Genomic DNA, 24,811 nt, shown 5'->3' on the forward strand with positions numbered 1-24,811 from the left:
TCCGCGACCATGACCATCGCCACAGACAGCATGGCCACCGCGCACACCTCAACCGACGCAGCACTTCTGGCACTCACCGGGGTGGGGAAGTCATTCGGGCCGGTGCGGGCCCTCGACCAGGTGACGTTGACCGTGAAGCCGCGCTCGGTGCACTGCATTCTCGGGGAGAACGGTGCGGGGAAATCGACCTTGTGCAACAGCATCTTCGGCACCGTGGCTCCCGACACCGGCACGATGACGCTGGCCGGCGCCGACTACCACCCCCGCAATCCGGCCGAAGCGCTGGCCGCCGGTGTAGCCATGGTGCACCAACACTTCTCGTTGATACCCACCATGACCGTGGCCGACAATCTGATGCTGGGACGCGACGGTTTCCGCCCGCCGCGCCGCACACTGTCCCGAGACCTGGACCGGATTGCGGACGCCTACGGTCTGACCGTCGACCCCCGCGCCACGGTCGGCGACCTCACCGTCGGAGCCCGGCAACGTGTTGAGATCGTCAAGGCGTTGCTGCGTGACCCACAGCTGATCCTGCTCGACGAGCCCACCGCCGTGCTGGATCCCCGCGAGATCGACGCGCTGATCGCGACCTGCGCCGCGCTCACCGCCGACGGGAAATCCGTCGTCTTGATCACCCACAAACTCGGTGAGGTGGCCCGCGCCGCCGATGAGGCCACTGTCCTGCGCGCAGGCACCGTGGTGGGTGGCGGTGCGGTCTCCGACGCTGCGCTGCCTGAGCTGCTCAACCTGATGCTGGGAGACACCACACGGGTGGCGCGGACCGAGCGTCTGCGGCAGACCGACGGGTCGGCGGCCGCCGGACTCGAGATCAACGGCCTGACCGTGATTCGCAAGGACGGGAGCACCGCCCTCGCGGACGTCGACCTCGAGGTCGGTGAGAACGAGATCGTCGGGATCGCCGGAGTCGAGGGCAACGGGCAGTCCGAGCTGACGGCAGTCCTCGCCGGAGTGCTACGGGCTGAATCCGGCTCGATACGGATCGGCGATCAGGACCTCAGCACCGCGACAGCGGCACAACGCACCGCGGCGGGACTCGCGGTGATCCCAGAGGATCGCCACGCCGACGGCATGGTCGCGGACATGACCGTCGCGGAGAACATCGCCATGCCCCGGCTGCGCTCCTACCGCCGGTGGGGTCTGCTCGATCGCCGCCGGATGCGCGCCGATGCCGACACCGCGATCGACATGTACTCGGTGCGCGCCTCGGGGCCCGACGCCACCATGGCCTCGCTGTCCGGGGGCAATCAGCAGAAGGTGGTGCTGGCGCGTGAGTTGTCCACGCCCGGTCTACGAGCGGTGGTCGCCGCACAGCCGACCCGAGGGCTGGACGCCGGCGCCGTCGCCTTTGTCCTGAACCGGTTGCGTGACGCCGCCGACAGCGGCGCCGCGGTACTGGTCACCTCGACCGAGATCGACGAGCTCATCACCGTCTGCGACCGCGTGGTGGTCGCCTACCGGGGACAGCTGCACGGCAGCGTCAGCACGGATTCACCCACCGCGGCAACCGAAATCGGTGCCTTGATGACAGGAGTCCCGCAATGATCCCGAACCTGCACCCACGCCACCCGCTGGTGGTGGCCGCCGCAGCGCTGGTGCTCTCGGCCTGCGTGGGTCTGGCCCTGGCCGCGCTGGCCGGCTCCGGCCCGGCTGCCGTGGTCGACGCACTCGTGGACGGCACCCTGGGATCCCCGTTCGCCATCGGCACCTCACTCAACAACGCGGCCCTGCTGATGCTCGTCGCCGCGGGATTCACCATTGCCTACCGGGCCGGTCTGGTGAACGTCGGAGGTGAGGGACAACTGTGCCTCGGCGGTATCGCCGCGACCGCCGTGGGGGTCTCACTGCCCGAGCGCTGGCCCCTGGCGGTCGGACTGCCCCTCACGCTGGGCGCCGCCGTGCTCGCCGGAGCCCTGTGGGCCGGGGTCGCAGCCTGGTTGCGAGTGCGCCGCGGCACCAGCGAGATCATCACCACGCTGCTGCTGAACTTCGTCGGTGTGGCGTTGGTGGTGCTGATGGTGCAGGAACCCGCGTTGTTGCGTCAGCCCGTCACGTCGTCGGAAACGTTGCCGCAGTCCGAGCCGCTGGCGGCCGCTGCCCACCTTCCCCTGCTGGGACTGGCCAAGAACCCCGCCACCATCGCGATTGTGCTGGCTGTGGTGGCCATGGTCATCGTCGGAACAATGTTGCGCAGCAGCGCAACAGGATTGCGGCTGCGGGCGATCGGCCTGTCGCCGACGGCAGCCGCGCGCCTCGGCGTCCCGGTGGACCGCACGGGGGCACAAGCTCTGTGCGCAGCAGGCGGTTTCGCGGGTCTTGCCGGCGGCCTGCTGGTCGCCTCCGCGCCGTTCATCCTGGTCGACGGCTTCTCCTCGGGCTTCGGGTTCGCCGGTCTGGTGGTGGGTCTGCTGGCCCGCGGCTCCATGGCCGCCGTGGCCGCAGTGTCGCTGCTGTTCGGCCTGCTGGTCTCCGGCGGTATCAACCTGCAACTGGAGGCCGGCGTCCCCGCGTCGACCGTCACCGTCGTGCAGAGCGTACTGATCATCACCATCGCCGCTGCGGCGTGGTGGACCACCGCTCGCCCGGCGATCCCCGCCGTACCCACGCGTCAGGAAGTGCCCGCATGAGCGTCGCAATGATCACCGAGATCGTCTCCAGTGGAGTCGCATTCGCCATCCCTCTGCTGGTGGCGGCCGCCGGTGAATCGGTCAGTGAACGTGCCGGCGTGTTGAACCTGAGCATGGAGGGCATGATGCTCACGGGCGCCTTCGCCGGCGTACTGGGCGCCGTCATCACCGGTTCGGCAGTCGCCGGGGCTGTGGCCGGACTGCTCGCCGGGCTCGTCTTCGGGATGGCCCAGGCGCTGCTCTCGGTCCGGCTCCGCGCCGACCAGATCGTGACGGGTATCGCCGCCAACGCCCTGGCGCTGGGGTTGACCACGTTCGGCGCCAGGATCGTGCTCGACGGCGGTCGTGGCCAGAACATACCCGCGTTCGACGATGTGCGGATCCCCGTGCTCAGTGACCTTCCGGTCATCGGCCCTGCCCTGTTCGGTCAGACCGCGCTGGGGTACGTCTGCCTGGCTGCAGTGGTCGTGTTGGCGCTTGTCTTCTCTCCCCGCACCATGCCAGGTATCCGGATCGACGCCGTGGGGGAGGATGCCACCGCAGCCGGGTGGACCGGGTTGGCGGTCAACCGTACCCGGGTCGTCGCGGTGCTGATCGCTTCCGGCGCAGGCGGATTGGCCGGCGCACAGTTGGCCCTGTCGGAAGTGCGGTCCTTCAGTGAGAACATGACCGCGGGGATGGGCTACCTCGCGGTGGTCGCCGTCATCGCCGGTCGGTGGAAGATCATCGGAATACTCTGGGCGGCAATCTTCTTCGGTATCGCCAGGGCCATGCAGTTCGCTTTGCCGGCGCTGGGCGTCGACATTCCCTATGCCGTGCTGGTCATGTTGCCCTACCTCATCGCCATCGTCGCCATCAGCGGATTCGTCGGTGGCCGCAGAGCCCCGTCCGGTCTCGCCGTTCCCCATGTCGGCCGCGTCTAGCGCCGGAGAGGTCCCTCCCATGACTGTTGTGCTGTCCCATTCCGATATCGCCGAACTGATCGACCGGACCGCGGTCTACCACGCGGTGCGCCGTGCCCACGCCGATCTGAGCTCCGGTGGTGCGCAGAACCCGGCTCCGTCGGCCATCCCGGTGCACGGCGATACCACCGTGCTACCCATGGTGGCGACCGCCGCCCGGCACCGAGGCAGTGTCGTGAAGATGCTCTCCGACATGCCGGCCAATCGCGCCTGCGGACTCCCGACCCAGCGTTCGGCGATCCTGCTGATGTCGACCGAAACCGGCGAATGTCAGGCACTCTTGGACGGGAGACTTCTCACCGCGGTGCGGACCGCGGCGGCCAGCGCTGTGGCCACCGCAGCGCTGGCCCGTGAGTACTCCACGACATTGGGGCTGATCGGGGCGGGCGCCCTGGCGGTCGAACACACCCGCGCCATCGCCCGCATCCGGCCCATCGAGAAGGTGGTGGTGTGGTCACGCAACGATTCCACTGTCGAACAGTTCCGTCACCGGATCGGTGACCTGGACCTGTCCGTCGAGCGCGCCGGCTCGCCCCGCGACGTTGTTGTCGCCGCCGACGTGCTGTGCACCCTCACCCCGTCGCAGACCCCCATCGTCGAAGGGGCCTGGTTCCGGCCCGGTATGCACGTCAATGCCGTCGGTGCACCACCGCGGGCCGATCACCGTGAGATCAACGGCCCCGGGATGGGTTCGGTGCGCCTGGTGGTGGACAGCCGCCAGACCGCTCTCACCAAATCGGGTGACGTCCTCATCGCCATCACAGAGGGTTACCTGCGAGACAGCGACGTGACCCTCGAACTCGGCGATGTCGTCGTCGACCCGCGTATCGGTCGTCGCGACGGCGACGACATCACCTTGTTCAACTCGGTGGGAATCGGACTGCAGGATCTCGTCACCGCCCGCGTGTTGGTGGACGCGGCGCTTGAGCGTGGTGTCGGCAGCCGGGTGGATCTCGGCGGATGAGGAACCCGCGCGCTGGGGTCAAACCGCCTGGATGTCGGCAGTCACGGCGCCGGTGAGCGTGATGAGGTCGTCGGGTGCCAGCCCTATCTCCAGGCCGCGCTTACCGGCGCTGCACCACACCGTGTCCCACAGCAGTGCCGTCTCGTCGATCACCGTAGGCAGTGGTTTGCGCTGTCCCAGCGGTGAGATGCCGCCCAGGACGTAGCCGGAGGACCGCTGGGCCGCCGCCTTGTCGGCCATGGCCGCCTTCGGCGCGCCCAGTGCCGCGGCCACCGCCTTCAGTGAGAGCTTGGCGGGCACCGGCACCACCGCCACCGCGAGCCCCGACGGAAGCTCGACCACCAGCGTCTTGAAGATCTGCTCCGCCTCGGCGTTCTTGGCTGCCGCGAGCTCGGCGACGGCTTCGTCGCCGAAGGCCTGGTTGCGGGGGTCATGCTGGTATCCGAACACCTCGTGGGGGACGGAGGCGGCCACCAGAGCCGCGATCGCCGGAGTTGCCGCGCCTGCCACCGGGTCAGCGTAGCCCGGCGGCGGAGCGCGGAAATAGCACGGCTGCGGTCACTGTTGACCTCACTATCACGCCCATCAACATGGGTTTGTCGGTCACAGCCTTAGGATTGCGAGAGGGGAACTTGGTGTCGACGGTATGCCTCGAGCGTGCGGTGTCAGAACCACTGGTCGTGGAGCTGGCATTGCTGCCGTCGATCATCTGGACCTCCGCAACGGAAGGGACTGTGTCAACCAAGATGACCGACATAGATGACAGCACTGGTCTGGAGCCGGCCGAGGAGACGTCGGCCACCAGATCCGAGGACACCGACGCCGAGCTGACGGCGCGCTTCGAACGCGATGCGATCCCGCTGCTGGACCAGCTCTACGGCGGCGCACTGCGCATGACCCGCAACCCGGCGGATGCCGAAGACCTGCTCCAGGAAACCATGGTCAAGGCGTATGCGGGCTTCCGGTCGTTCCGCGAAGGCACCAATCTCAAGGCCTGGCTCTACCGGATCCTCACCAACACCTACATCAACAGCTACCGCAAGAAACAACGGCAGCCGTCCGAGTACCCCACGGACGAGATCACCGACTGGCAGTTGGCGGCCAACGCCGAACACACGTCGACGGGGCTGCGCTCCGCCGAGGTCGAGGCCCTGGAGGCCTTGCCCGATACCGAGATCAAGGAAGCCCTGCAGGCACTTCCGGAAGAATTCCGGATGGCGGTCTACTACGCCGACGTCGAGGGCTTCCCCTACAAGGAGATCGCCGAGATCATGGATACGCCCATCGGGACTGTGATGTCCCGGCTGCACCGAGGGAGGCGCCAGTTGCGCGAGTTGCTGGCCGATGTGGCCCGGGATCGCGGATTCATCCGTGGCTCCGTCGATGCTGCCGAGGAGGTGTCGTCATGAGCGAGGACGAGCGCACGTGGCGCCCGCCGGTCGGTCCGGTGGATCCCGAGCACCCGGAGTGCGCGGCGGTGATCGCCGAGGTCTGGACGCTGCTGGACGGGGAGTGCACGGTGGAAACCCGTGACAAGCTGCAGCAGCACCTGGACGAGTGCCCGGCCTGCCTGCGGCACTACGGGGTGGAGGAACGCATAAAGGCGCTCGTCGCCACCAAGTGCAGTGGCGAAAGAGCGCCTGAGAGCCTGCGACAGCGGTTACGGCTGGAGATCAGCCGCACCACCATCATCAGGGGCTAGTCAGCTGTTGGGCCGCTTGCCGTGGTTGGCCTTGCTGTGCTTGCGGTCACGCTTCTTACGGCCACGCTTGGCCATGATGTACCTCCAGGTCGTGAACTGATTGGGTGGTCCGCCGGCCCGAACCGGGCAGCGGTGACATACCAGTGTCTCACGGGGCACACGATGCTCTGTCCACCCGGTCTTGTGGTTCGATAGCTACAGCAGTGACGTTGCTCCAGTAGAGGTGGGTGAAGATGGCCGAGGATGTTCGCGCCGAAATCGTGGCCAGCGTGCTCGAGGTCGTGGTCCACGAGGGCGATCAGATCGGCGAAGGCGACACCGTGGTGCTCCTGGAGTCGATGAAGATGGAGATTCCGGTGCTGGCCGAAGTGGCCGGCACCGTCAGCAAGGTCAGTGTGGCCGTGGGCGATGTGATCCAGGCCGGCGACCTCATCGCTGTGATCAGCTAGGCGCCCGTGTCGACGCTCGGTGACCTCTTGGCCGAGCACACCGTTCTGCCGGGCGAAGCGGTCGATCACCTGCACGCGGTGGTCGGGGAGTGGCAGTTGCTGGCCGACCTGTCGTTCGCCGACTATCTGATGTGGGTACGCCGCGACGACGGGGCGCTGGTGTGCGTTGCCCAGTGCCGCCCCAACACCGCTCCCACCGGACTGCTCAGCGACGCCGTGTCCACCATGTCCGATGCGGCCGATCTGCCGCTGGTGACGGCGGCATTCCGGTCCGGTGCCATCGCCAGGGAAGATCCCCCCGGCGCGAGCACCGCAGCGGGGCTCAACGTCGAAGCCGTGCCCGTGCGACACGCAGGCAATGTCGTGGCGGTGCTCACGCATCAGACCGCGTTGGCCGCCCTGCGCAAGGCCTCTCCGCTGGAGACCGCCTACCTGGCCTGCGCCGCCGACCTGGTGAACATGCTCTCCGAGGGCACCTTCCCGAACGCGGGCGACATCGCGATGTCGCGGTCCAGTCCCCGGGTGGGCGACGGGTTCATCCGACTGGACGTCTCCGGGTCCGTCGTCTTCGCCAGCCCGAACGCGCTGTCGGCCTACCACCGCATGGGCCTGACCTCCGAACTCGAAGGCCACAACCTGGTGACCGTCACCCGGCCCCTGATCTCGGACCCCTTTGAGGCCCAGGAACTGTCCGAACACATCAAGGTGTCGCTGTCCGGGGGATCGAGTACCCGAATGGAGGTGGACGCCGGCGGTGCGGCCGTCCTGCTGCGGACGCTGCCACTGGTGGTGCACGGCACCCCCGTGGGGGCGGCGCTGCTGATCCGCGACGTCACCGAGATCAAGCGGCGGGACCGCGCTCTGCTGAGCAAAGACGCCACCATCCGCGAGATCCACCACCGGGTGAAGAACAACCTGCAGACCGTGGCGGCGCTGTTGCGCCTGCAGGCGCGGCGCACCACCAATGCCGAGGGCCGCGAGGCCCTCATCGAATCTGTGCGGCGGGTGTCATCGATCGCGCTGGTGCACGACGCCCTGTCGATGTCGGTGGACGAGCAGGTCAACCTCGACGAGGTCATCGACCGCATCCTGCCGATCATGAACGACGTCGCCGCGGTCGACAGCCCCATCAAGATCAGCCGTATCGGCGCGCTGGGAGTCCTGGATGCCGACCGCGCCACCGCGCTGATCATGGTGGTGACCGAACTGGTGCAGAACGCCATCGAGCACGCGTTCGGCCCGGGGGCCGAACAAGGACATGTCAGCATCCGGGCGGAACGCTCGGCGCGCTGGCTGGACGTCACGGTGCACGACGACGGCCGCGGACTGCCCGGCGGGTTCAGCTTGGAGAAGTCCGACCGACTGGGGTTGCAGATCGTGCGAACACTGGTGTCGGCCGAACTGGACGGGTCGCTGGGAATGCACGAGGCGGACAGCGGCGGCACCGATGTGGTGTTACGAGTGCCAATTGGGCGACGTTCGAGATTGGCACAATGAGACACAATTCGTTGGAGCAAAAAGAACGGCCCCGACATTCACTGTCGGGGCCGTCGACGTGCTGTGGGGAGTCTGGTCAGACTCCGCTGCGGGCCTTGGTGCGGGCATTGCGACGCTTGAGAGCGCGGCGCTCGTCCTCGCTCATGCCACCCCAGACGCCCGCGTCCTGGCCGGACTCCAACGCCCAGGCCAGGCACTCGGTGGTAACCGGGCACCGGTTACACACCAGCTTCGCGTCAGCAATCTGCGCGAGTGCCGGACCGCTGTTCCCCACCGGGAAGAACAGTTCCGGATCCTCGTCGCGACAGACCGCCTTGTGGCGCCAATCCATAAGAAGCACTCCTCACTAATGCGCGCAGCAGTGCGCGCCGGGTTTTGTTTTTCGGCTGTTAACGCGTGCACACCAAATGTTTCTGCACTGTTGCATCTGATCGTTCCAGATCGGCAACACAAGTCAATAGCGCGAGTTAACACGTGTGCAATGTCACTCGCGGGGGCCGTTTTCTGATCCCTCATTCGTTTGTACTACGCTCAACCCAGTTGTGCTCTCAATTCAGCGCAGCGATTTCGTCACAGCGGCTTTTGTCGCAGCTAGAGGCATGTTTCTTTCCTGCCTCAGATCAGCGGGGCCACCACGCCGAGCGCGTCGGGGACCGATCGGAACGTCAACTGCTCGCGCAGACCGATGTAGTCGCCGTCGATCTGACTGGCTACCGGCGTGTCGCTGCTCACCCGCACCCACGCCACATCGTCCTCGCGGATCAGGTGGCCGGCCGCCAGCTTCGGCCGCTTGGCCAGCATCTGGCGCACCAGGCCCAGATTCCGCCAGATGCTCATGCTGGTGGTCGCGAAGACGCCCAGGCCGGTGTCGAAGCCGGTATCCGGGTTGGTCCAGACCGGGCGCTTGTTGGCATAGGTCCAGGGGCTGGAATTCGAGACGAAGACGAAATGCACGCCGGTCACCGGATCCTGATCGTCGATCTGCAGCGTCAACCGCGGTGCCCGGCGGGCGCTGCGCAGCACGGTGGGTACCGCCGCGCTGATGTAGCGCATTGCCGTCACCCCGGTGCTGTGTTTGCGTCGCTCCTCGACCGCGGCCACCACCTCGCCGTCGACACCCATCCCGGCGGTGAACACACCCCATCGTTCTCCGCAGTCCATCAGGCCGATCCGCCGCCACACCCCGGTGCTCCGGTATGTGCTGAGCAGGTCCACGAGCAGGTTGGTGGCATCGATGGGATCCTGCGGGATGCCCAGCGACCGGGCGAAGACGTTGGCCGAGCCACCGGGAACCACGCCGACGGCGGGCAGGTCCCGCAGCGGCAGCGGACCCGGTTTCCCGAGCAGGCCGTTGACCACCTCGTTCACCGTGCCGTCACCGCCGTGGACGATCACCACGTCCACACCGTCATCGGCCGCCTGCTCGGCGATCTCGATGGCGTGTCCGCGGTGATTGGTGTGTTCGACGGTCAGCCGGGTGCGGCTCTCCAAGGCATGTGCCAACAGATCACGGCCGGCCGGCGTCGTCGAAGTCGCATTGGGGTTCACGATCAGCACGGCACGCACGAGCCCCAAGCCTATAGGCGTCCTCCAGAGCTGCTCGGTACGGTTGCGTCGTGACAGAACGCCGCCTGCTGCTCGTGAACGGGCCGAACCTCAACCTGCTGGGCACCCGGGAGCCGGAGATCTACGGATCAACCACCCTCGCGCAGATCGAGCAGGCGGTCACCGACCTCGCCGAGCAGCACGGCCTTGCGGTGGACGCGGTGCAGAGCAATCACGAGGGCGTGCTGATCGACGCCATCCACGCGGCGCGGAACGGCTGCGCGGGCATCATCATCAACCCCGGCGCCTTCACTCACACCTCGGTGGCCATCGCCGACGCGCTGGCCGCCGTCGAACTCACCGTGGTGGAAGTCCACCTGAGCAACATCCACAAGCGCGAGGAGTTCCGGCACCACTCCTACGTATCCCCGGTGGCGGACATGGTGGTGGCCGGGGCGGGACCACTGGGCTACGAGCTGGCGGTGCGCTTCCTGGCGAGCAGACTGTGAGCCCGACGCAACCCGCGGTGGTGCGCTACGCCGGTTTCCTGGTGGCCGCGCAGGGCGTCGCCGCTCTGGTGATGGCCGTGGTGCTGCTGGTGCGCGGCCTCGGCGGTGCCGATCAGCACATCGTCAGCGGTTACGGCACGGCCCTGTGGTTCCTGCTCATCGGTGCCGGTGTGGTCACCGGCGGGTGGGCGCTGATCACGGGCCGGCGGTGGGGCCGCGGCATCGGCGTGCCCACCAATCTGCTGCTGCTGCCGGTGGCGTGGTACGTGTTCTCGTCCCACCATGAGGTGTACGGCGTGCTGGTGGCCCTGTTCGCAGTGGCCGTGCTGGGCCTGCTGCTCAGCCCGCCTGCGGTGCACTGGTACGCGACCAAGGGTTAGCGAGCGGCCCGCGCTGCCAGCTGCTCGAGCTCGGGACCGGAGACCCGGTAGGTGGTCCACTCGGTCTGCGGTTTGCCGCCCACGCCGTCATACAGCGCGATGGCGTTGACATTCCAGTTCAGCACTGCCCAGCTCAGGCGCGAATAACTGTTGCGCACGCATTCACGGGCAAGCTCGGCCAGCAGGTCCGCGGCCAGCCCCCGCCGGCGAAAAGCCGGGCGCACGAACAGATCCTCGAGGTAGATGCCCGCCACCCCGTCCCAGGTGGAGAAGTTCAGGAACCACAGTGCCGTGGCGGCGGCTCGGCCGTCCACCTCGACGATGTGGGCGTGCACCGTCGGCTGATCGGCGAACAGGGCATCCCGCAACTGCTCGGCCGTCACGGTGCATTCCTGCGCCGCCTTTTCGAACTCGGCCAACTCGTGGACCATCGCGACGATCTCGTGTTCGTCTCCGGGCACCGCCCGACGGATCACCTCACCCATGCGCTGCTCCCAATCCCGTCATGATGGTGTGGAACTTGGTCGTGGTCTCGTCGAGTTCGTCGTCGGGATCGGAGTCGGCCACGATCCCGCCGCCGGAATGTGCTGTCGCCGTGTGCCGATCGGCGGACAGCTGCGCACAGCGGATCGACACCACCCAGCGGCCGTCTCCGTCGGCGTCACACCAGCCGGTCGCGCCGGCGTAGAAGCCGCGGTCGCCCTCGATCTCGGCGATCGCGGTCGTCGCCTCGGCGGTGGGATGTCCGCCCACCGCCGGTGTCGGGTGCAGCGCCAACGCCAGATCCAATGCCGTGGTGGACTTTTCGCGCAGCGTTCCGGTGACTCTGGTGCTCAGATGCCACAGCGCGTCGGTGTGGTGCAACTGCGGCTCGGCGTCGACCTCGAGGTCGCTGCACAGCGGCGCCAGTGCGTCGCGGATGGCATCGACCACCACCCGGTGCTCGTACCGGTTCTTGGCGGATTCCGCCAGCGCCGCGCCGCGGGCACGGTCGACCTCGGGATCCTGCGAGCGGGCCGCTGATCCCGCGAAAGGCCGGCAGCGCACCTGGTTTCCGAAACGCGCTACCAGCAGCTCGGGGCTGGCGCCCACCAGCACCGCACCGAGGTGGTTCTCGCCCGCCGGCGTCAGATCCGCCAGATAGGTATAGGCGGCCGGATCGGCGGCACGCAGCCGGTTCAGGACCGTGCGGGCATCCCAACCGGCAGCCGAACTCAGCCGGATCGACCGGGCCAGCACCACTTTGCGCAGGGTCGAGTCGGGATCGCGCAGGCGGGCGACGGCCTCGGCGACCCGCCTGCGGTGCTCCGTGGCCTCGGGCACGGTCTGCTCCACCCGTACGGCCCCGGGCTCGTGCGTCGGCCATGCGGGTAGCGCTTCGGTGAACGCGACGGATTCCGGGGTGTGCAGTGCCACCGGACCGGATGCATCGAAAGGTAACGCGCCCAGCACAATCGGGGCTTGACGCGTGCGCAGCGCGGCGGCCGCCGCGGCTACGTCGGAGTACCCGGTGCGCACCCCGGACGCCACCACCGTCCCGGTCGGACCGGACAACACGAAGGAAGGTTCGTCGGCTCCCGGGGTCACGTCGAGACCGGTTCGCGGTGCGCGGTCAACCCCAGCGACTTCAGTTGCCGCAGACCGTGTTCGAATCCGCACACCGCCACTGACGCGGGCCCGAAGCCGTACCGGGCGCCTTCGCGCAGGGGCTGTTCGACCCAGCGGGTGACCACCGAACGGGAGAAGTGGCCGTGCCCGACGAACACCACATCGCGTTCGGACATGTGCTCCAGCGCCAGGTTGACGGCCTGGTCGGCGCGCATGCTGACCTGATCGACGCTTTCGCCGCCCGGGCACCCGTAGGTCCACAGCAGCCAGCCGGGGACGTTCTTGCGGATGTCGTGGGTGGTGACGCCCTCGTAGTCACCGTAGTCCCACTCCGACAGCAGGGGGGTCACCTCGTCGACGGTCAGTCCCGCCAGCTCGGCGGTGGCCAACGCCCGGCGGCGCGGACTGGAGAACACGATGGGGTTCAGCAAGCCCAGGTGATCGAGCGCCAGAGCCGCCAGCCGGGCCTGCTCCCGTCCGTCGTCGGTGAGTTCCAGGTCGGTGGTACTGGTGTGCTGACCGGACTTCGACCACTCGGTTTCGCCGTGCCGAAGCAGTACCAGCCGATGCTTGCCCACGCTCACGTTCGCCAATTCTGCCCCACCCGGGGGCTCCACCCGGGACGCGGGCCGTCTCACATGCCAGGATGGAGCCGTGGGGACACACGTGCTGGCTGTGGCCAACCAAAAAGGTGGGGTCGCCAAGACCACCACGGTGGCATCGTTGGGCGCGGCCATCGTCGCCAGCGGAAAGCGGGTGCTGCTGGTCGACCTGGACCCGCAGGGCTGTCTGACCTTCTCGCTGGGCCAGGATCCGGACAAGCTGGCGGTCTCGGTGCACGAGGTCCTGCTCGGCGATGTCGAACCCGGTGCCGCGCTGGTGCAGACCGAAGAGGGCATGACCCTGCTGCCCGCCAACATCGATCTGGCGGGGGCCGAGGCGATGTTGCTGATGCGGGCCGGACGCGAGTACGCCCTCAAGCGGGCGTTGGCCAAGGTCGGCGACGACTTCGACGTGGTGATCATCGACTGCCCGCCGTCGCTGGGGGTGTTGACACTCAACGGCCTCACCGCCGCCGGTGAGGTGATCGTGCCGCTGCAGTGCGAGACGCTGGCGCATCGCGGAGTCGGTCAGTTCCTGCGCACCGTCACCGACGTGCAGCAGATCACCAACGCGGACCTGACGCTGCTGGGTGCGTTGCCCACGCTGTACGACTCGCGCACCACCCACAGTCGTGACGTGCTGCTGGACGTGGCCGACCGCTACGACCTGCCGGTGCTGGCGCCGCCGATTCCACGCACCGTGCGGTTCGCCGAGGCCAGTGCCTCGGGTGCGTCGGTGATCGCCGGCCGCAAGAACAAGGGCGCCATTGCCTACCGGGAGCTCGCCGAGAGCCTGCTGAAGTACTGGAAGTCCGGCAAGAAGCTGCCGACGTACACCCCGGAGATCTGACGGGTAGGCCCTGACTCACCACAGCGCGGAGTGGTGGATCACCGCGTCGGCCACCAGCGCCACCCCGGCGACCAGGAACAGGATCCGCACGCCGATCGGCCCGAACCGGGTCACGCTGCGCACCACCCAACGCTGGGCCCGCTGAGCCCGCTGACGCCGAATGGTCGACAGCGCCAGCACCGATGTCGCCGGCAGCGCGGCCACCAGGCAGTAGCCCACGATCAGGATCGGCCAGAATTCGGGGCGCGGGTCGAGCGCGGCGATCATCGCCAGGCCGGTGAGGTAGGGCACCGCGGTGGGCGCCTGACCCAGGCCGACGGCGAACCCGACGAAGCCCAACAGCCACGGCCTGCGCCGCATCGTTCCCATGGCCCCCATCGCCCATCCCGGCGCCGAGGTCTGCGCCACCAGGGGAAAGAAGGCCAGGCCGATGAGAACCACCCCGATCGCCAGCTCGCCGCGGTAGCGGAACGCAGGCGTGATCTCGATGTCGAACAGCTCGGTCAGGAAGCTCAGGCCCAGCACCGTCGCGATGCCGAACGCCGTCAGCACCGTGAACACACCCAGGATGTAGCTCAGCCCGCCGGGCACCGGCGAACGCCGGTTGAGCCGGCTGTCGTAGACGATGGCCGACACGACGCCGATGTTGAGCACGTTCAGCGAATCGAGCACGGCGAGGCCGAGCAGCGCCAGTACCAGGGCTGTCATGGATGTCTGTGAACCTATTGGCCCAGTGCCACCAGGGTGCGGCCGCGCTGTTCGAGGATGGTGTCGCCGACGACGGCGGGCACCACCGCGGTATCGGTGGGCGGGCGTTGGACGCTGATGAGGCGCTCCTGTTCACCGGTCTGCGGGTTGTAGACGCCGATGCCACCGGTCACCGGCACCAGCAGCTTCTCCGCCATCATCACCCCGGGGCCCAGCGGCACCTGCCCCCCGGAGCGCCCGATGGTGTAGCGGTACTCGATGTCGGTGCTCGAGAAGACCATCACGGCATCACCGGTCCACCAGGTGATCAGGTCGCCGGTCTTGGAGACCGTGCCCTCGGGGAACGCGGCCGATGCCGGTCCGGGCAGCCGGTGATCGCCGATCTCGGTACCGGTGTCGTCGACCACCTGCACCCGCGGCTCGGGCACCGGCAGGTACACGGCGGTGGTGGTGCCGGACACCGCCAGCACCTGTGCGCCCGAGTCGGCCGGCACCCCGGGTTCCGGAACGTCGCGCACCTCGGGCTCGTCGTCTTCGTCGGTGGCCCGCACCAAGGACAGCTTGACGTCGGTCTCACCCGGGCAGAAGCGCAGCACCGACACCGCGTCGTTGCCCGCGGCCGCCGACAGCAGCGCACAGCCGTTGCCGACGCCCACGTGGACGGGCTTGACCCGGGCGGAGACCTCGCCGAACCCGATCACCCGCACCATGTCCGAGCGCCAGAGTTCGAAGCGTGACCCACCCAGCGAGAGCACGGTGGTGCCGTCGGCGGACAGCTCGACGTGGGGACTGGCCTCTCCGGAGCGCGCGGGTCCACGTTTGCCGGTGGCCGCGTCGACCGTGCTGACCTGACCGCAACCTCTGTCGTCCGGGTAGACCGCCACGGCGTAGTTGTACACCCAGGTGACGCCGCACAGCTCGCGGTTACGTGAGTAACTCCAGCGCACCGCGCCGGAGACCGGATCGTGGCCCTGCATGGTCGACCCGTCGCCGGTGACGACGGTGCCCGCGGCGATCACGGGCACGGTCGTGTGCGGGCTCGGGGCAGACCACAGTTCGCGCAGGCCAGCGGGAACTGCTGTGGCTGCCGGCGGTGCTGTCGACACGTCGGCGGCGGGGTTGCTGTGGGTGGCGCGGGCGTCGCTGGTCCACCAGACGACGCCTGCGGTCAATGCCACCACTGCGGCGATGGCCAGGGCGGCGATCACATCGCCTCTGGTCCGGCGCTCAGGTCTGACCATGGCGGACGGTGTGGGTCAGCCGGCGTTGACCGGAGCGTCGGTCGAGGTGGCCTCGGCGGCGGCACCTGCGGCCTTGCGGGGCCGGCGGCGACGCCGCCGGCGGGCCGGGGCGTCGGAATCCGCTTCGACCCCGCCGTCGGTTGAGGGTTCGGACCCGTCGGTGACCTGCTCGACATGTCCGGTCCCGGTCTGACCACCCCGGGTGCGACGGCGGCTGCGGGTGCGGCGCGGCTTGGCCTCGCCGTCGGCGGAGCTCTCGCCGCGTTCCTTGCGCTCGGGGCGCTTGGAGGACACCTTCTGCGCGGCGCCGACGGAGCTGCCGGCGTCGGCGGGGATCCGGAGTTCTTCGAACAGGTGCGGTGAGCTGGAGTAGGTCTCCGCGGGGTCCGGGGTGTCCAGGCCGAGTGCGGTGTTGATCAGCGTCCAGCGCGGCAGCTCGTCCCAGTCGACCAGGGTGACGGCGATACCGGTCTTGCCGGCGCGTCCGGTGCGGCCGATGCGATGGACGTAGGCCTGCTCGTCGTCAGGGATCTGGTAGTTGATGACGTGGGTGATGTCGTCGATGTCGATACCGCGGGCGGCGACGTCGGTGGCAACCAGAACGTCGATGGCGCCGGTACGGAAGCTCTTGAGCGCCTTCTCGCGAGCGATCTGCCCGAGGTCGCCGTGCACGGCGCCGACCTTGAACCCGCGCTCGGCCAGTTCGTCGGACACCTTCTGCGCGGTGCGCTTGGTGCGGGTGAAGATCATGGTGGCACCGCGGCCTTCGGCCTGCAGGATGCGCGCGACCATCTCGACCTTGTCGAGGGCGTGCGCGCGGTAGACGAACTGTTCGGTGCTGTCATGGGTGGCCGAAGACGCCGCGGACTCGGCCCGGATGTGGGTCGGCTGGTTCATGAACGTGCGGGCCAGCGTGATGATCGGATCCGGCATGGTCGCCGAGAACAGCATCGCCTGACGGCTGTCCGGGGTCAGCCGCAGAATGCGTTCGATGTCGGGCAGGAAGCCCAGGTCCAGCATCTCGTCGGCCTCGTCGAGCACCAGGACGGACAGGCCGCCGAGCTGCAGATGGCCCTGCTGGGCCAGATCGAGCAGGCGTCCCGGGGTGCCCACCACCACGTCGGCACCCTTGCGCAGTGACTCGATCTGCGACTCATAGGGGCGTCCGCCATAGATGGAGACCACGGACAGTGCACGGTCGCCGACACGCAGGTGCTCGGCGGCAGCGGCCAGGTCGCCGTACACCTGGATGCACAGCTCACGGGTGGGCACGACGATCAGGGCGCGCGGCGCACCGGTCAGCGGTCGCTCGGTGTCGCTGGTGATCTTGTGCAGCAACGGCACGCCGAAGGCCAGGGTCTTGCCCATACCGGTGCGGGCCTGGCCGATCAGGTCGTCGCCGGCCATGGCCATCGGCAGGGTCAGCTCCTGGATGGCGAACGGGTGTGATTTGCCCTGCTCTGCGAGGGCACGAACGATTTCTTCGCGAACACCAAGGTCAGCGAAGGTTTTGGGGATGACAGTCATAGGGGAGAAGTGGTGCCTTTCGGTCTCGGTCCGAGATCAGTACTCGTCATTTCGATCACGGCGTATCGATCACGCGCGCACGAGTTCTGAGAGGAACGAGACCGGCCGTCGCGTAGACGTGCCGCGAACCGGTTCGCTGGGCCCAGTGCGATGACAGTGGTCACTGAGTGGGCCAACTGCGTGCACGCACATTACCTAGGTAGGGGCGCAGAAACGCCTCTGCCTACGACCATGGTAGCCGGTCGCACAAGCCCGGCCCGATTCGCCACGGCCCGACGGTCTCCGAGGTGGGTGCCGCGGGCTCAGGAACTACAGTGAGCGCATGAGCTCGATGCAGCCCGTCACGGGGTCTGGTGAACTGTCCTCCGGCGGGTCGGCGCCGGGGCTGACCGCCGATCATCCGGGGATCGACGAGCTGTTCGCATTGCTTGCTTACGGCGAGGTGGCCGCCTTCTATCGGCTCACCGAGGAGGCGCGGATGTCGCCGCACCTGTCCGGCCGGATCAGCATGGCTCGCATGGCCGCCGCCGAGATGGGCCACTTCGAGCTGCTGCGAGACGCGTTGGAGCGCCGCGGGGTGGATGTGGTGCCCGCGATGTCGCGATACGCCTCGGCGCTGGAGAACTATCACCGACTCACCACGCCGAGTACCTGGCTCGAGGCGTTGGTCAAGACCTATGTCGGTGATGCTCTGGCCGCTGACTTCTACCTCGAGATCGCCGATGTGTTGCCGCCGGAGATCGCGGAGGTGGTGCGGGGGGTGCTGGCCGAGACCGGGCATTCGCAGTTCGTGGTCGATGAGGTGCGGGCCGCGGTGGCCGCCAGTGAGATGCAGCGCAGCCGACTGGCCCTGTGGTCGCGGCGCCTGTTGGGGGAGGCCATCACGCAGGCGCAGTACGTCCTCGCCGACCAGGACGACCTGGTGGATCTGGTGCTGGCCAGCACCGGCGGTCTCGGCCAGATGGCGGGTTTCTTCGAGCGCCTTCAGCAGACGCACGCCGATCGGATGGCCGAGCTCGGGCTGAGCTGACGGCCACCGGGGCCGTCTACCCGGTGCAGGTCGCGATCATCGAGTTGTTGTTCTGGGCCACCACCGGGGTTCCCGCTGCGTCGGTGATCGCGCAGTTCAGCTGGCCGGTCAGGCTCGTGGCCGTGACCGACTCGAAGTCCACACCCGGGTTGAGCACCAGCGTCTTCGACCACGGCAGCGCCACGTTCACCTCGGTGCGGGGCAGGCCCTGCTCATCGGTGTAGATGACACTGACCAGATCGATCATCTGCTTGGTGCCGGTGACTGTGTAGGTGACCGTGCGCGGATCGACCGCCGCCGCCGGGGCGGGGGCAACCTGGGGTGCCGGTGCCGCCTCCGGAACTGGAGCCGCCGCGACGGGCGGGGGCGCGGGCGGCGTGGTGGTGATGGTGACCACGGTTTCGGGGGACAGCTGCACCGGCGGCGGTGGCGCCGGGCTGGGCGCGATGGTGGCCACGACGGTGCGGGGTGTCGTCGAGGTCGCGGGGGAGCTCTGCGCGGTGTTCTGGGTGTCGTCGCCGCCGCGCATCACCAGGACGATGGCCAGTACCGCGGCCAACAGCACCGCCACGGCCAGGCCGGCGACCAGACGCCAGCGGGTGTCCGAGTGGTAGTAGACGTCCTCGTCGTAGTCCTCGTACTCGTCGTCGTACTCGAGGTCGTCGTGCTCCGAGTAGTCCAGACCGGGCCGGCGGCGCCGGTAGTCGTCGGTGGTCCGGTACCCGCCGTTGCTGTAGAAGCCGTCGTTGTAGCGCTCACGGGTGCTGATCCGCCCGGTGGGGTTCTCCTCGCCGAACGGGTCGTCGAGAAAACTGGGCCCCTGTTGGTGGCCGCCACTCCAATACGGTTTGCTCACCGGTTCACCGCCGACGCGTCCTTTTCACTTCCGCAACATTTGTCACTCACTTCACTTCAGCGTATCGACGGGAGGGTGGCGTTCGGACCCGGTACGTACTCGATTTGATTGCGATTGGATCACCGTCGCGGCAGGTCGCGAGCCGCTTCGCTGACCGCGAACGCCGTGGTGTGAAGCGTTGCCGGTGCGTCCATTAGCCTTCATGGGTAACCGCTTGTCGAAGAAAGGGTCCAGCGTGGAGGTCAAGATCGGTGTCACGGACAGCCCGCGCGAAATTGTGTTCGTCAGCGCGGCGACACCCGATGCGCTGGAGAAGCAGGTGACGAGCGCCCTGACCGCGGGCGACGGCGTTTTGAGCCTCACCGACGAGAAGGGCCGCCGGTTCCTGATCCAGGCCGCACGGGTGGCCTATGTGGAGTTGGGGCCTGCCGACGGCCGCCGGGTGGGCTTCGGCATCGGAGCCGGCCCGGTCACGCCGCCGGTCACGAACGAGTAAGAGGCACGTGCGACAGACCGCCCCAGATGAACTGGACGGTGCCTTCGATGGCGTCTTCCCGGGAAATGGGGCGGTCGTTGTCGATCCAGTAGCGCGCTGAGTCGACGCTGATGCTCACCAGCCCGACGGCGATCATGCGCGCGCGGTGCGGCTCCAGGCCGGAGTCGTGGCTGATCAGGTCGAACACCGCGTCGGTGCACGCCTCGGTGGCCACCTTGACCTGCTGGGAAACCTGAGGCTCGGTCACGTAGTCGTTCTCGAAGATCAGTCGGTAGCCCTGACCGTCCTGCTCGATGAACTCGAAGAACGCATGCACGGCGGCGCGCACGCGCAGTCGGTTGTCGGTGGTCGTGCGCAGCGCCTGACGCACGCTGGAGACCATGTTGTCCACGTGGCGGGCCAGCACTGCCAGGTACAGCTCGAGCTTGCTCGAGAAGTGTTGATAGAGAACGGGTTTGCTGACCCCGGCCCGGTCGGCGATCTCGTCCATGCCGGCGGCGTGGTAACCCCGGTCCACGAAGACCTCACTGGCGGCGCCCAGCAGCTGGCCGCGTCGTTCGTCGCGGGGCAGCCTGCTTCCGCGCCTGTTGGTGCCCGTAGCCCGGTCTCCCTCGGCCGCGTTGGCGCCCCGCCGTCGTGTCGTGTTGGCGAGCTCGCTCATCAAGTCCTCAATCTGGTTCCGTGCCAGGCCAGGAGGTGCAGGCCCATCGCGACGACATTACTACCCGCGGGCGCCGAACCCACGAATCGTCGGCTCGGGCAGCGGTCCCGGGCGCGCCGAAAACCGTCTGTGTGCGCGTTTGTGCCATTCTGGGTCGGTGACCTTCGACCCAGGGCGTCGCGGGCCCAGTCGTGCACCTGTGGTGCACAGCGAGTGGCGCGAGCCGCTACGTGCCCAGCGCGACCCGCTGGCCGGTGAAACCGGGCGGCCCCGGGCCAACCGGGATGAGCGCCAGCAGTGGCGTAAGCAGACGTGGCTGGGTCGCTTCGTCTCGACCTACGGGTGGCGTGCCTACGCGCTGCCGATCCTGCTGGTGGTGACCGTCCTGGTGGTCTATCAGACGATCACCGGCACCGAGACCGAGACGCCTGTGGCCGTCGACGAGCCGGCCCAGGGACCGCCCACCATCGGTGCGGACTCCACCGCCATCGTCGGAGCGCCCCCGAAGGGTCTGACGCAGTTCGACGCGAACCTGCCCACCGGGATCCTGCCCGCGGGCGGGCCGTTCACCGAGGCCGGCGCCAACACCTGGCACATCGTGCCCGGCGCCGAGCCGCAGGTGGGCCAGGGCACCGCCAAGGTCTTCACCTACACCGTCGAGGTCGAGGACGGCATGGACACCACCTCGTTCGGTGGGGACGAGGGCTTCGCGCAGATGGTCAGTCAGACGCTGTCGAATCCGAAGAGCTGGATCCACGACCCGCAGTTCGCCTTCGTGCGCGCCGACGCGACGTCGACGGCCGAGCCCGACTTCCGGGTCTCGCTGACCTCGCCGATGACCATCCGGCAGGGCTGCGGCTACGAGATCCAGATCGAGACGTCGTGCTTCAACCCGGCCTACAGTCCCAGTCCCGGCGCAGCGCCCACACCCCGCGTGTTCATCAACGAGGCCCGTTGGGTGCGCGGCGCGGTGCCGTTCCAGGGCGACGTCGGCTCGTACCGGCAATATCTGGTCAACCACGAGGTGGGCCACGCGATCGGCTACCGGCAGCACGAGGCCTGCCCGGGTAACGGCGATCTGGCGCCGATCATGATGCAGCAGACGTTCTCCACCGCGAACAACGACAACACGCTTTTCGATCCGGGCGCCATCCCCGCCAACGGGCTCACCTGCCGCTTCAACCCGTGGCCGTACCCCATCGCCTGATCCCGCCCACACCGACACACGGGCCCATTTGTGCGAGTGCGGACCGGCAGATCATCGGTTTCGGCGCATCACCGGATTGTCGGGAAGCGTTGGAGGACGATTACGGTTGCACAGAGGACTCGACGTGAGTCGAGGCATCCCTAGTGCAATCGAGGAGTCATACGGTGTCGTCGTTGCCGCCGCTGGTAGCGCCAGCAGCCGAGCTGACGCGCGAAGAGGTTTCGCGCTATAGCCGGCATCTGATCATTCCGGACCTGGGTCTCGACGGGCAGAAGCGGCTGAAGAACGCCCGCGTGCTGGTCATCGGTGCCGGGGTCTGGGTTCGCCCACCCTGCTCTACCTGGCCGCCGCAGGCGTCGGCACCATCGGCATCGTCGAGTTCGACGTGGTCGACGAGTCCAACCTGCAGCGCCAGATCATCCACGGTCAATCCGACATCGGCCGGTCCAAGGCGCAGAGCGCCCGCGACTCGGTGCGCGAGGTGAACCCGTTCGTCGACGTCCGCCTGCACGAGCTGCGGCTGGAGCCCGAGAACGCGGTGAACCTGTTCAAGCAGTACGACCTGATCCTCGACGGCACGGACAACTTCGCCACGCGGTACCTGGTCAACGATGCCGCGGTGCTGGCAGGCAAGCCCTACGTGTGGGGCTCCATCTACCGCTTCGAGGGCCAGGTGTCGGTGTTCTGGGAGGACGCCCCCGACGGGCTGGGCCTGAACTACCGCGACCTCTATCCCGAACCCCCACCACCGGGCATGGTCCCGTCCTGCGCCGAGGGCGGGGTGCTCGGCATCCTGTGCGCGTCCATCGCGTCGGTGATGGGTACCGAGGCCATCAAGCTCATCACCGGTATCGGCGACACCCTGCTCGGCCGGCTGATGGTCTATGACGCCCTCGACATGAGCTACCGCACCATCAAGATCCGCAAGGATCCCGCCACGCCCAAGATCACCGAGCTCATCGACTACGAAGAGTTCTGCGGCGTGGTGTCCGAGGATGCCGCGGCGGCTGCGGCCGACTCCACGATCACCCCGCGCGAGCTGCGCGATCTGCTGGACTCCGGCAAGAACATCGCGCTGATCGACGTGCGCGAGCCGGTCGAGTGGGACATCAATCACATCGACGGCGCCGAGCTGCTGCCCAAGGGCTCGTTCGAGAACGGTGAGGCGCTGTCGAAGCTGACCGTCGATCGCACACCGGTGTTCTACTGCAAGACCGGTGTCCGCTCCGCTGAGGTGCTGGCCATCGCCAAGAAGGCCGGATTCTCCGACGCGGTGCACGTCCAGGGCGGCATCGCCGCCTGGGCCAAGCAGGTCGAGCCGGACATGATCACCTACTAGGACCCAGGTCACCGCTTCGACACGAAACGGCACACGCTGGTCAGCGCCCCGGTTTGCCCGCGCGGCGACGATAGGCTGACGCCCATGACTGTCGATGCGCCGCCGGATCATGTGTTGGCGGCCTTCGGGCTCGGGGGAGCCAGACCGACACCTCTGGGTTCGACATGGGAAGGCGGCTGGCGCTGCGGCGAAGTGGTGCTGTCCATGGTGGCCGATCACGCCCGTGCGGCGTGGTCGGCGAAGGTGCGCGAGACGTTGTTCGTCGACGGTGTACGGCTGGCCCGTCCGGTGCGCTCCACCGACGGGCGGTACGTGGTGGCAGGCTGGCGTGGCGACACCTACGTCGCCGGCACCCCCGAACCGCGCCACGACGAAGTGGTCTCGGCCGCGGTGCGACTGCACGAGGCCACCGCCACCCTCGAGCGGCCACGGTTCTTGACCCAGCCCCCGGTGGCGCCCTGGGCCGACGTCGACGTGTTCATCGCCGCGGACCGGGCCGCCTGGGAGGAACGCCCCTTGCACTCGCTGCCGGCCGGGGCCCGCGTCGCCCCGGGATCGGCCGACGGACAACGTTCGGTCGATCTGATCAACCAGCTCGCCACGCTGCGCAAGCCGACCAAGAGTCCCAACCAGCTGGTCCACGGGGACCTGTTCGGCACCGTGCTGTTCGCCGGGACGGCGGCGCCCGGGATCACCGACATCACTCCCTATTGGCGACCCACGTCGTGGGCGGCCGGTGTGGCCGTCGTCGACGCGCTCGCCTGGGGGGACGCCGACGACGGTCTCATCGAACGGTGGAGTGCCCTGCCGGAGTTTCCGCAGATGCTGTTGCGGGCGTTGATGTTCCGGCTGGCAGTGCATGCACTGCATCCCCGGTCGACGGCCGCGGCCTTCCCCGGGCTGGCGCGGACGGCCGCGCTGGTGCGCCTGGCCGTCTAGAACGTGTGCCTGACCTCGCGCAGCGGGATCCGGCCGTCGTCAGCCAGCACCCCTTCGGCGCGCAGCCGCTCCAACTGACGCGTGGCCAGATGCGGCGCCGGCCGTCCCGAGCTCCTGATCACCCGGTGCCAGGGCAGATCCGAGGAATCCGTGCGCATGATCCAGGCGACGATGCGGGGACTGGAAAGCTCTGCGGCGGCGGCGATGTCGCCGTAGGTGGACACTCTGCCCGACGGGATCGCGGCCACCAGCCCCCGCACCCGTTCCACCTGCTCGTCGGTGATCGGCGCCATGGTCAGCCTCCCAGTACGCGACGGATGACGGCGGCGGTCTCCCCGGGCTTGGCCTGCGCCACCATGTGGTCGCAGTCGACATCGAGCAATTCGAACCCGGCGCCGAGCTTTTCGCGCAGACCGGAGATCAGCTCGCTGGTCACGTACGGCGGTGAGGTGCGGGTGGCGCGTACCAACACGGTGGGAATCGCGGTGTTCGGCAGCGCCGGCGGCCGCGCCAGTTCACTCCAGTAGGACATCATGGCCGGCAGGCTGATGCGCCACTGCACCCGCCCGTCGGCCCGCCGCACCAGATGCTCGTCCAGCTCTGCGTCCAGCTGCGCGTCGTCGACGTCGGCCCATGAACCGTGACGCTTCTCCGCGCGGGCCTCGGCGCGGTCCGGGTAATCCGGTGAGGCCAGCATGGAGCCGGCGATCTCGGCCATCCAGTCGCCATCCAGACCCACCGCCGGGTCCAGCAGCACCAGCCCGCGCACCAGCTCGGGATGGGTGGCGGCCAGGCTCAGGGCGATGGCACCGCCGAACGAGTGGCCCACCACCACAACGGGTTCGGAGATCAGATCACCCACCGCGGCGACGTTGTGGTCGATGGTCCATGGCGCCCGCCAGGGCGAGCGTCCGTGACCCAGCAGATCGGGTGCCAGCACCGCCACCTCGGCCAGGTGGTGGTTGGCCAGGTGCTCCCACCGTCGGCCGTGGCCGGTGAGGCCATGGACGGCCAGGACACGGGCGGGGCCGTCAGGCCCGTAACGGTGCACATGCAATGGGTGGGTCACACCCATGATCGTGCCAGCTCGCACC

The 24,811-nt window shown here is 68.2% G+C and carries 29 protein-coding genes and 1 pseudogene; 16 read left to right on the plus strand and 14 right to left on the minus strand.

All coding sequences use genetic code 11. The annotated features are described in order from the left end of the window. Window positions 1-9 precede the first annotated feature (9 nt). Genes G6N58_RS17775 through G6N58_RS17790 form a run of 4 tightly spaced genes read left to right on the plus strand, consistent with a single transcriptional unit; the run spans window position 10 to window position 4,571 of the window. Complete coding sequence (locus tag G6N58_RS17775) at window positions 10-1,563, plus strand: ABC transporter ATP-binding protein (protein WP_232067911.1); 1,554 nt, start codon at window positions 10-12, stop codon at window positions 1,561-1,563. Then, window positions 1,560-2,645 (plus strand): ABC transporter permease, encoded by a 1,086-nt coding sequence (locus G6N58_RS17780; protein WP_115277835.1) that lies wholly within the window; start codon window positions 1,560-1,562, stop codon window positions 2,643-2,645. The genes G6N58_RS17775 and G6N58_RS17780 overlap by 4 nt, the downstream gene beginning before the upstream one ends. Then, window positions 2,642-3,568, plus strand: coding sequence for an ABC transporter permease (locus G6N58_RS17785; protein ID WP_115277834.1), 927 nt, complete (start codon window positions 2,642-2,644; stop codon window positions 3,566-3,568). The genes G6N58_RS17780 and G6N58_RS17785 overlap by 4 nt, the downstream gene beginning before the upstream one ends. A gap of 19 nt (window positions 3,569-3,587) precedes the next feature. Further along, window positions 3,588-4,571 (plus strand): ornithine cyclodeaminase family protein, encoded by a 984-nt coding sequence (locus G6N58_RS17790; RefSeq protein WP_115277833.1) that lies wholly within the window; start codon window positions 3,588-3,590, stop codon window positions 4,569-4,571. 18 nt (window positions 4,572-4,589) lie between these two features. Here the strand turns inward: G6N58_RS17790 and G6N58_RS17795 are convergent, their stop codons facing one another. Then, on the minus strand, window positions 4,590-5,081 hold the full coding sequence (locus tag G6N58_RS17795) for an aminoacyl-tRNA deacylase (RefSeq protein ID WP_115277832.1): 492 nt from the start codon (window positions 5,079-5,081) through the stop codon (window positions 4,590-4,592). 236 nt (window positions 5,082-5,317) lie between these two features. Between G6N58_RS17795 and G6N58_RS17800 the strand changes: the two genes are divergently transcribed. Next, window positions 5,318-5,980, plus strand: a complete 663-nt coding sequence (locus tag G6N58_RS17800; RefSeq protein WP_170314350.1) for a sigma-70 family RNA polymerase sigma factor — start codon at window positions 5,318-5,320, stop codon at window positions 5,978-5,980. Then, on the plus strand, window positions 5,977-6,273 hold the full coding sequence (rsrA, locus tag G6N58_RS17805; RefSeq protein ID WP_068915924.1) for a mycothiol system anti-sigma-R factor: 297 nt from the start codon (window positions 5,977-5,979) through the stop codon (window positions 6,271-6,273). Before G6N58_RS17800 ends, rsrA begins: the two co-directional genes overlap by 4 nt. Here rsrA and G6N58_RS31330 read toward each other — a convergent pair whose 3' ends face one another. Then, window positions 6,274-6,348 (minus strand): 50S ribosomal protein bL37, encoded by a 75-nt coding sequence (locus G6N58_RS31330; RefSeq protein ID WP_085976515.1) that lies wholly within the window; start codon window positions 6,346-6,348, stop codon window positions 6,274-6,276. Window positions 6,349-6,506: 158 nt separating this feature from the next. Between G6N58_RS31330 and G6N58_RS17810 the strand changes: the two genes are divergently transcribed. Further along, the gene (locus tag G6N58_RS17810; RefSeq protein WP_068919671.1) at window positions 6,507-6,722 is read left to right on the plus strand and encodes a biotin/lipoyl-binding carrier protein; all 216 of its coding nucleotides are present in this window, start codon (window positions 6,507-6,509) and stop codon (window positions 6,720-6,722) included. A gap of 6 nt (window positions 6,723-6,728) precedes the next feature. Then, window positions 6,729-8,219 carry a two-component system sensor histidine kinase PdtaS gene (locus G6N58_RS17815; protein WP_115277831.1) on the plus strand — a complete coding sequence of 497 codons (1,491 nt, stop codon included), beginning with the start codon at window positions 6,729-6,731 and terminating at the stop codon, window positions 8,217-8,219. Between the two features lie 76 nt (window positions 8,220-8,295). Here the strand turns inward: G6N58_RS17815 and whiB1 are convergent, their stop codons facing one another. Both whiB1 and G6N58_RS17825 read right to left on the minus strand, forming a co-directional pair. Then, window positions 8,296-8,550 carry a transcriptional regulator WhiB1 gene (gene whiB1, locus G6N58_RS17820; protein ID WP_068915926.1) on the minus strand — a complete coding sequence of 85 codons (255 nt, stop codon included), beginning with the start codon at window positions 8,548-8,550 and terminating at the stop codon, window positions 8,296-8,298. Between the two features lie 284 nt (window positions 8,551-8,834). Then, complete coding sequence (locus tag G6N58_RS17825; protein ID WP_115277830.1) at window positions 8,835-9,785, minus strand: diacylglycerol/lipid kinase family protein; 951 nt, start codon at window positions 9,783-9,785, stop codon at window positions 8,835-8,837. A gap of 50 nt (window positions 9,786-9,835) precedes the next feature. Between G6N58_RS17825 and aroQ the strand changes: the two genes are divergently transcribed. Next, window positions 9,836-10,273 (plus strand): type II 3-dehydroquinate dehydratase, encoded by a 438-nt coding sequence (gene aroQ / locus G6N58_RS17830; protein ID WP_115277829.1) that lies wholly within the window; start codon window positions 9,836-9,838, stop codon window positions 10,271-10,273. Next, window positions 10,270-10,653: a hypothetical protein gene (locus tag G6N58_RS17835; RefSeq protein ID WP_068915929.1), complete on the plus strand. Its 384-nt coding sequence runs from the start codon at window positions 10,270-10,272 to the stop codon at window positions 10,651-10,653. Before aroQ ends, G6N58_RS17835 begins: the two co-directional genes overlap by 4 nt. Here G6N58_RS17835 and G6N58_RS17840 read toward each other — a convergent pair. From G6N58_RS17840 to G6N58_RS17850, 3 genes are read right to left on the minus strand one after another with little or no spacing between them, the layout of a single operon-like run. Further along, window positions 10,650-11,138, minus strand: coding sequence for a GNAT family N-acetyltransferase (locus G6N58_RS17840; RefSeq protein WP_115277828.1), 489 nt, complete (start codon window positions 11,136-11,138; stop codon window positions 10,650-10,652). The two genes, G6N58_RS17835 and G6N58_RS17840, sit on opposite strands and share 4 nt — an antisense overlap. Further along, window positions 11,131-12,210, minus strand: a complete 1,080-nt coding sequence (locus G6N58_RS17845; RefSeq protein ID WP_232067912.1) for an isochorismate synthase — start codon at window positions 12,208-12,210, stop codon at window positions 11,131-11,133. Before G6N58_RS17845 ends, G6N58_RS17840 begins: the two co-directional genes overlap by 8 nt. A 26-nt stretch (window positions 12,211-12,236) precedes the next feature. Beyond that, complete coding sequence (locus G6N58_RS17850; RefSeq protein ID WP_068915932.1) at window positions 12,237-12,845, minus strand: acid phosphatase; 609 nt, start codon at window positions 12,843-12,845, stop codon at window positions 12,237-12,239. Window positions 12,846-12,915: 70 nt separating this feature from the next. Between G6N58_RS17850 and G6N58_RS17855 the strand changes: the two genes are divergently transcribed. Beyond that, complete coding sequence (locus tag G6N58_RS17855) at window positions 12,916-13,713, plus strand: ParA family protein (protein WP_163908230.1); 798 nt, start codon at window positions 12,916-12,918, stop codon at window positions 13,711-13,713. A gap of 15 nt (window positions 13,714-13,728) precedes the next feature. Here the strand turns inward: G6N58_RS17855 and G6N58_RS17860 are convergent, their stop codons facing one another. From G6N58_RS17860 to G6N58_RS17870, 3 genes are read right to left on the minus strand one after another with little or no spacing between them, the layout of a single operon-like run. Continuing rightward, window positions 13,729-14,421: a GAP family protein gene (locus G6N58_RS17860; RefSeq protein ID WP_068915934.1), complete on the minus strand. Its 693-nt coding sequence runs from the start codon at window positions 14,419-14,421 to the stop codon at window positions 13,729-13,731. Window positions 14,422-14,435: 14 nt separating this feature from the next. Beyond that, window positions 14,436-15,662, minus strand: coding sequence for an Rv3212 family protein (locus tag G6N58_RS17865; RefSeq protein WP_115277825.1), 1,227 nt, complete (start codon window positions 15,660-15,662; stop codon window positions 14,436-14,438). Between the two features lie 15 nt (window positions 15,663-15,677). After that, a complete protein-coding gene (locus G6N58_RS17870; protein ID WP_115277824.1) occupies window positions 15,678-17,189 on the minus strand; it encodes a DEAD/DEAH box helicase in 1,512 nt (503 codons plus the stop codon). 331 nt (window positions 17,190-17,520) lie between these two features. Here G6N58_RS17870 and G6N58_RS17875 point away from each other — a divergent pair, with 331 nt between their 5' ends. After that, window positions 17,521-18,219 carry a ferritin-like fold-containing protein gene (locus G6N58_RS17875; RefSeq protein ID WP_179968227.1) on the plus strand — a complete coding sequence of 233 codons (699 nt, stop codon included), beginning with the start codon at window positions 17,521-17,523 and terminating at the stop codon, window positions 18,217-18,219. A gap of 16 nt (window positions 18,220-18,235) precedes the next feature. Here the strand turns inward: G6N58_RS17875 and G6N58_RS17880 are convergent, their stop codons facing one another. Then, window positions 18,236-19,075, minus strand: a complete 840-nt coding sequence (locus G6N58_RS17880) for an MmpS family transport accessory protein (RefSeq protein ID WP_163908231.1) — start codon at window positions 19,073-19,075, stop codon at window positions 18,236-18,238. Between the two features lie 235 nt (window positions 19,076-19,310). Here G6N58_RS17880 and G6N58_RS17885 point away from each other — a divergent pair, with 235 nt between their 5' ends. Beyond that, the gene (locus G6N58_RS17885) at window positions 19,311-19,571 is read left to right on the plus strand and encodes a DUF3107 domain-containing protein (protein WP_068915938.1); all 261 of its coding nucleotides are present in this window, start codon (window positions 19,311-19,313) and stop codon (window positions 19,569-19,571) included. On the opposite strand, the gene fasR is transcribed toward G6N58_RS17885, so the two are convergent. Beyond that, window positions 19,558-20,232 (minus strand): HTH-type transcriptional activator FasR, encoded by a 675-nt coding sequence (gene fasR / locus G6N58_RS17890; RefSeq protein ID WP_115277821.1) that lies wholly within the window; start codon window positions 20,230-20,232, stop codon window positions 19,558-19,560. The two genes, G6N58_RS17885 and fasR, sit on opposite strands and share 14 nt — an antisense overlap. 157 nt (window positions 20,233-20,389) lie before the next feature. Here fasR and G6N58_RS17895 point away from each other — a divergent pair, with 157 nt between their 5' ends. The 3 genes and pseudogenes from G6N58_RS17895 (at window position 20,390) to G6N58_RS17905 (ending at window position 23,717) form a co-directional block, all read left to right on the plus strand. After that, window positions 20,390-21,439 carry a DUF3152 domain-containing protein gene (locus G6N58_RS17895; RefSeq protein ID WP_068915940.1) on the plus strand — a complete coding sequence of 350 codons (1,050 nt, stop codon included), beginning with the start codon at window positions 20,390-20,392 and terminating at the stop codon, window positions 21,437-21,439. Between the two features lie 173 nt (window positions 21,440-21,612). Then, window positions 21,613-22,778, plus strand: a pseudogene (moeZ, locus tag G6N58_RS17900) (adenylyltransferase/sulfurtransferase MoeZ). A gap of 84 nt (window positions 22,779-22,862) precedes the next feature. Then, complete coding sequence (locus G6N58_RS17905; RefSeq protein ID WP_115277819.1) at window positions 22,863-23,717, plus strand: TIGR02569 family protein; 855 nt, start codon at window positions 22,863-22,865, stop codon at window positions 23,715-23,717. Here the strand turns inward: G6N58_RS17905 and G6N58_RS17910 are convergent. Together G6N58_RS17910 and G6N58_RS17915 are read right to left on the minus strand one after the other, a co-directional pair. Then, the gene (locus G6N58_RS17910; RefSeq protein ID WP_068915943.1) at window positions 23,714-24,010 is read right to left on the minus strand and encodes an MGMT family protein; all 297 of its coding nucleotides are present in this window, start codon (window positions 24,008-24,010) and stop codon (window positions 23,714-23,716) included. The genes G6N58_RS17905 and G6N58_RS17910 overlap by 4 nt on opposite strands. Before the next feature lie 2 nt (window positions 24,011-24,012). Beyond that, the gene (locus G6N58_RS17915; protein ID WP_272866074.1) at window positions 24,013-24,792 is read right to left on the minus strand and encodes an alpha/beta hydrolase; all 780 of its coding nucleotides are present in this window, start codon (window positions 24,790-24,792) and stop codon (window positions 24,013-24,015) included. Between the last annotated feature and the right edge of the window lie 19 nt (window positions 24,793-24,811).

The sequence above is a fragment of the Mycolicibacterium tokaiense genome, from assembly GCF_010725885.1.
In the GTDB taxonomy this organism is placed as follows: Bacteria; Actinomycetota; Actinomycetes; order Mycobacteriales; family Mycobacteriaceae; genus Mycobacterium; species Mycobacterium tokaiense.

Bases quoted from the DNA above. Each gene is read 5' to 3' on its own strand.
- G6N58_RS17775 (WP_232067911.1), top strand. From the start codon at position 10: ATGACCATCGCCACAGACAGCATGGCCACCGCGCACACCTCAACCGAC.
- G6N58_RS17780 (WP_115277835.1), top strand. From the start codon at position 1,560: ATGATCCCGAACCTGCACCCACGCCACCCGCTGGTGGTGGCCGCCGCA.
- G6N58_RS17785 (WP_115277834.1), top strand. From the start codon at position 2,642: ATGAGCGTCGCAATGATCACCGAGATCGTCTCCAGTGGAGTCGCATTC.
- G6N58_RS17790 (WP_115277833.1), top strand. From the start codon at position 3,588: ATGACTGTTGTGCTGTCCCATTCCGATATCGCCGAACTGATCGACCGG.
- G6N58_RS17800 (WP_170314350.1), top strand. From the start codon at position 5,318: ATGACCGACATAGATGACAGCACTGGTCTGGAGCCGGCCGAGGAGACG.
- rsrA (WP_068915924.1), top strand. From the start codon at position 5,977: ATGAGCGAGGACGAGCGCACGTGGCGCCCGCCGGTCGGTCCGGTGGAT.
- G6N58_RS17810 (WP_068919671.1), top strand. From the start codon at position 6,507: ATGGCCGAGGATGTTCGCGCCGAAATCGTGGCCAGCGTGCTCGAGGTC.
- whiB1 (WP_068915926.1), bottom strand. From the start codon at position 8,550: ATGGATTGGCGCCACAAGGCGGTCTGTCGCGACGAGGATCCGGAACTG.
- G6N58_RS17840 (WP_115277828.1), bottom strand. From the start codon at position 11,138: ATGGGTGAGGTGATCCGTCGGGCGGTGCCCGGAGACGAACACGAGATC.
- G6N58_RS17860 (WP_068915934.1), bottom strand. From the start codon at position 14,421: ATGACAGCCCTGGTACTGGCGCTGCTCGGCCTCGCCGTGCTCGATTCG.
- G6N58_RS17865 (WP_115277825.1), bottom strand. From the start codon at position 15,662: ATGGTCAGACCTGAGCGCCGGACCAGAGGCGATGTGATCGCCGCCCTG.
- G6N58_RS17870 (WP_115277824.1), bottom strand. From the start codon at position 17,189: ATGACTGTCATCCCCAAAACCTTCGCTGACCTTGGTGTTCGCGAAGAA.
- G6N58_RS17875 (WP_179968227.1), top strand. From the start codon at position 17,521: ATGCAGCCCGTCACGGGGTCTGGTGAACTGTCCTCCGGCGGGTCGGCG.
- fasR (WP_115277821.1), bottom strand. From the start codon at position 20,232: ATGAGCGAGCTCGCCAACACGACACGACGGCGGGGCGCCAACGCGGCC.
- G6N58_RS17905 (WP_115277819.1), top strand. From the start codon at position 22,863: ATGACTGTCGATGCGCCGCCGGATCATGTGTTGGCGGCCTTCGGGCTC.
- G6N58_RS17910 (WP_068915943.1), bottom strand. From the start codon at position 24,010: ATGGCGCCGATCACCGACGAGCAGGTGGAACGGGTGCGGGGGCTGGTG.
- G6N58_RS17915 (WP_272866074.1), bottom strand. From the start codon at position 24,792: ATGGGTGTGACCCACCCATTGCATGTGCACCGTTACGGGCCTGACGGC.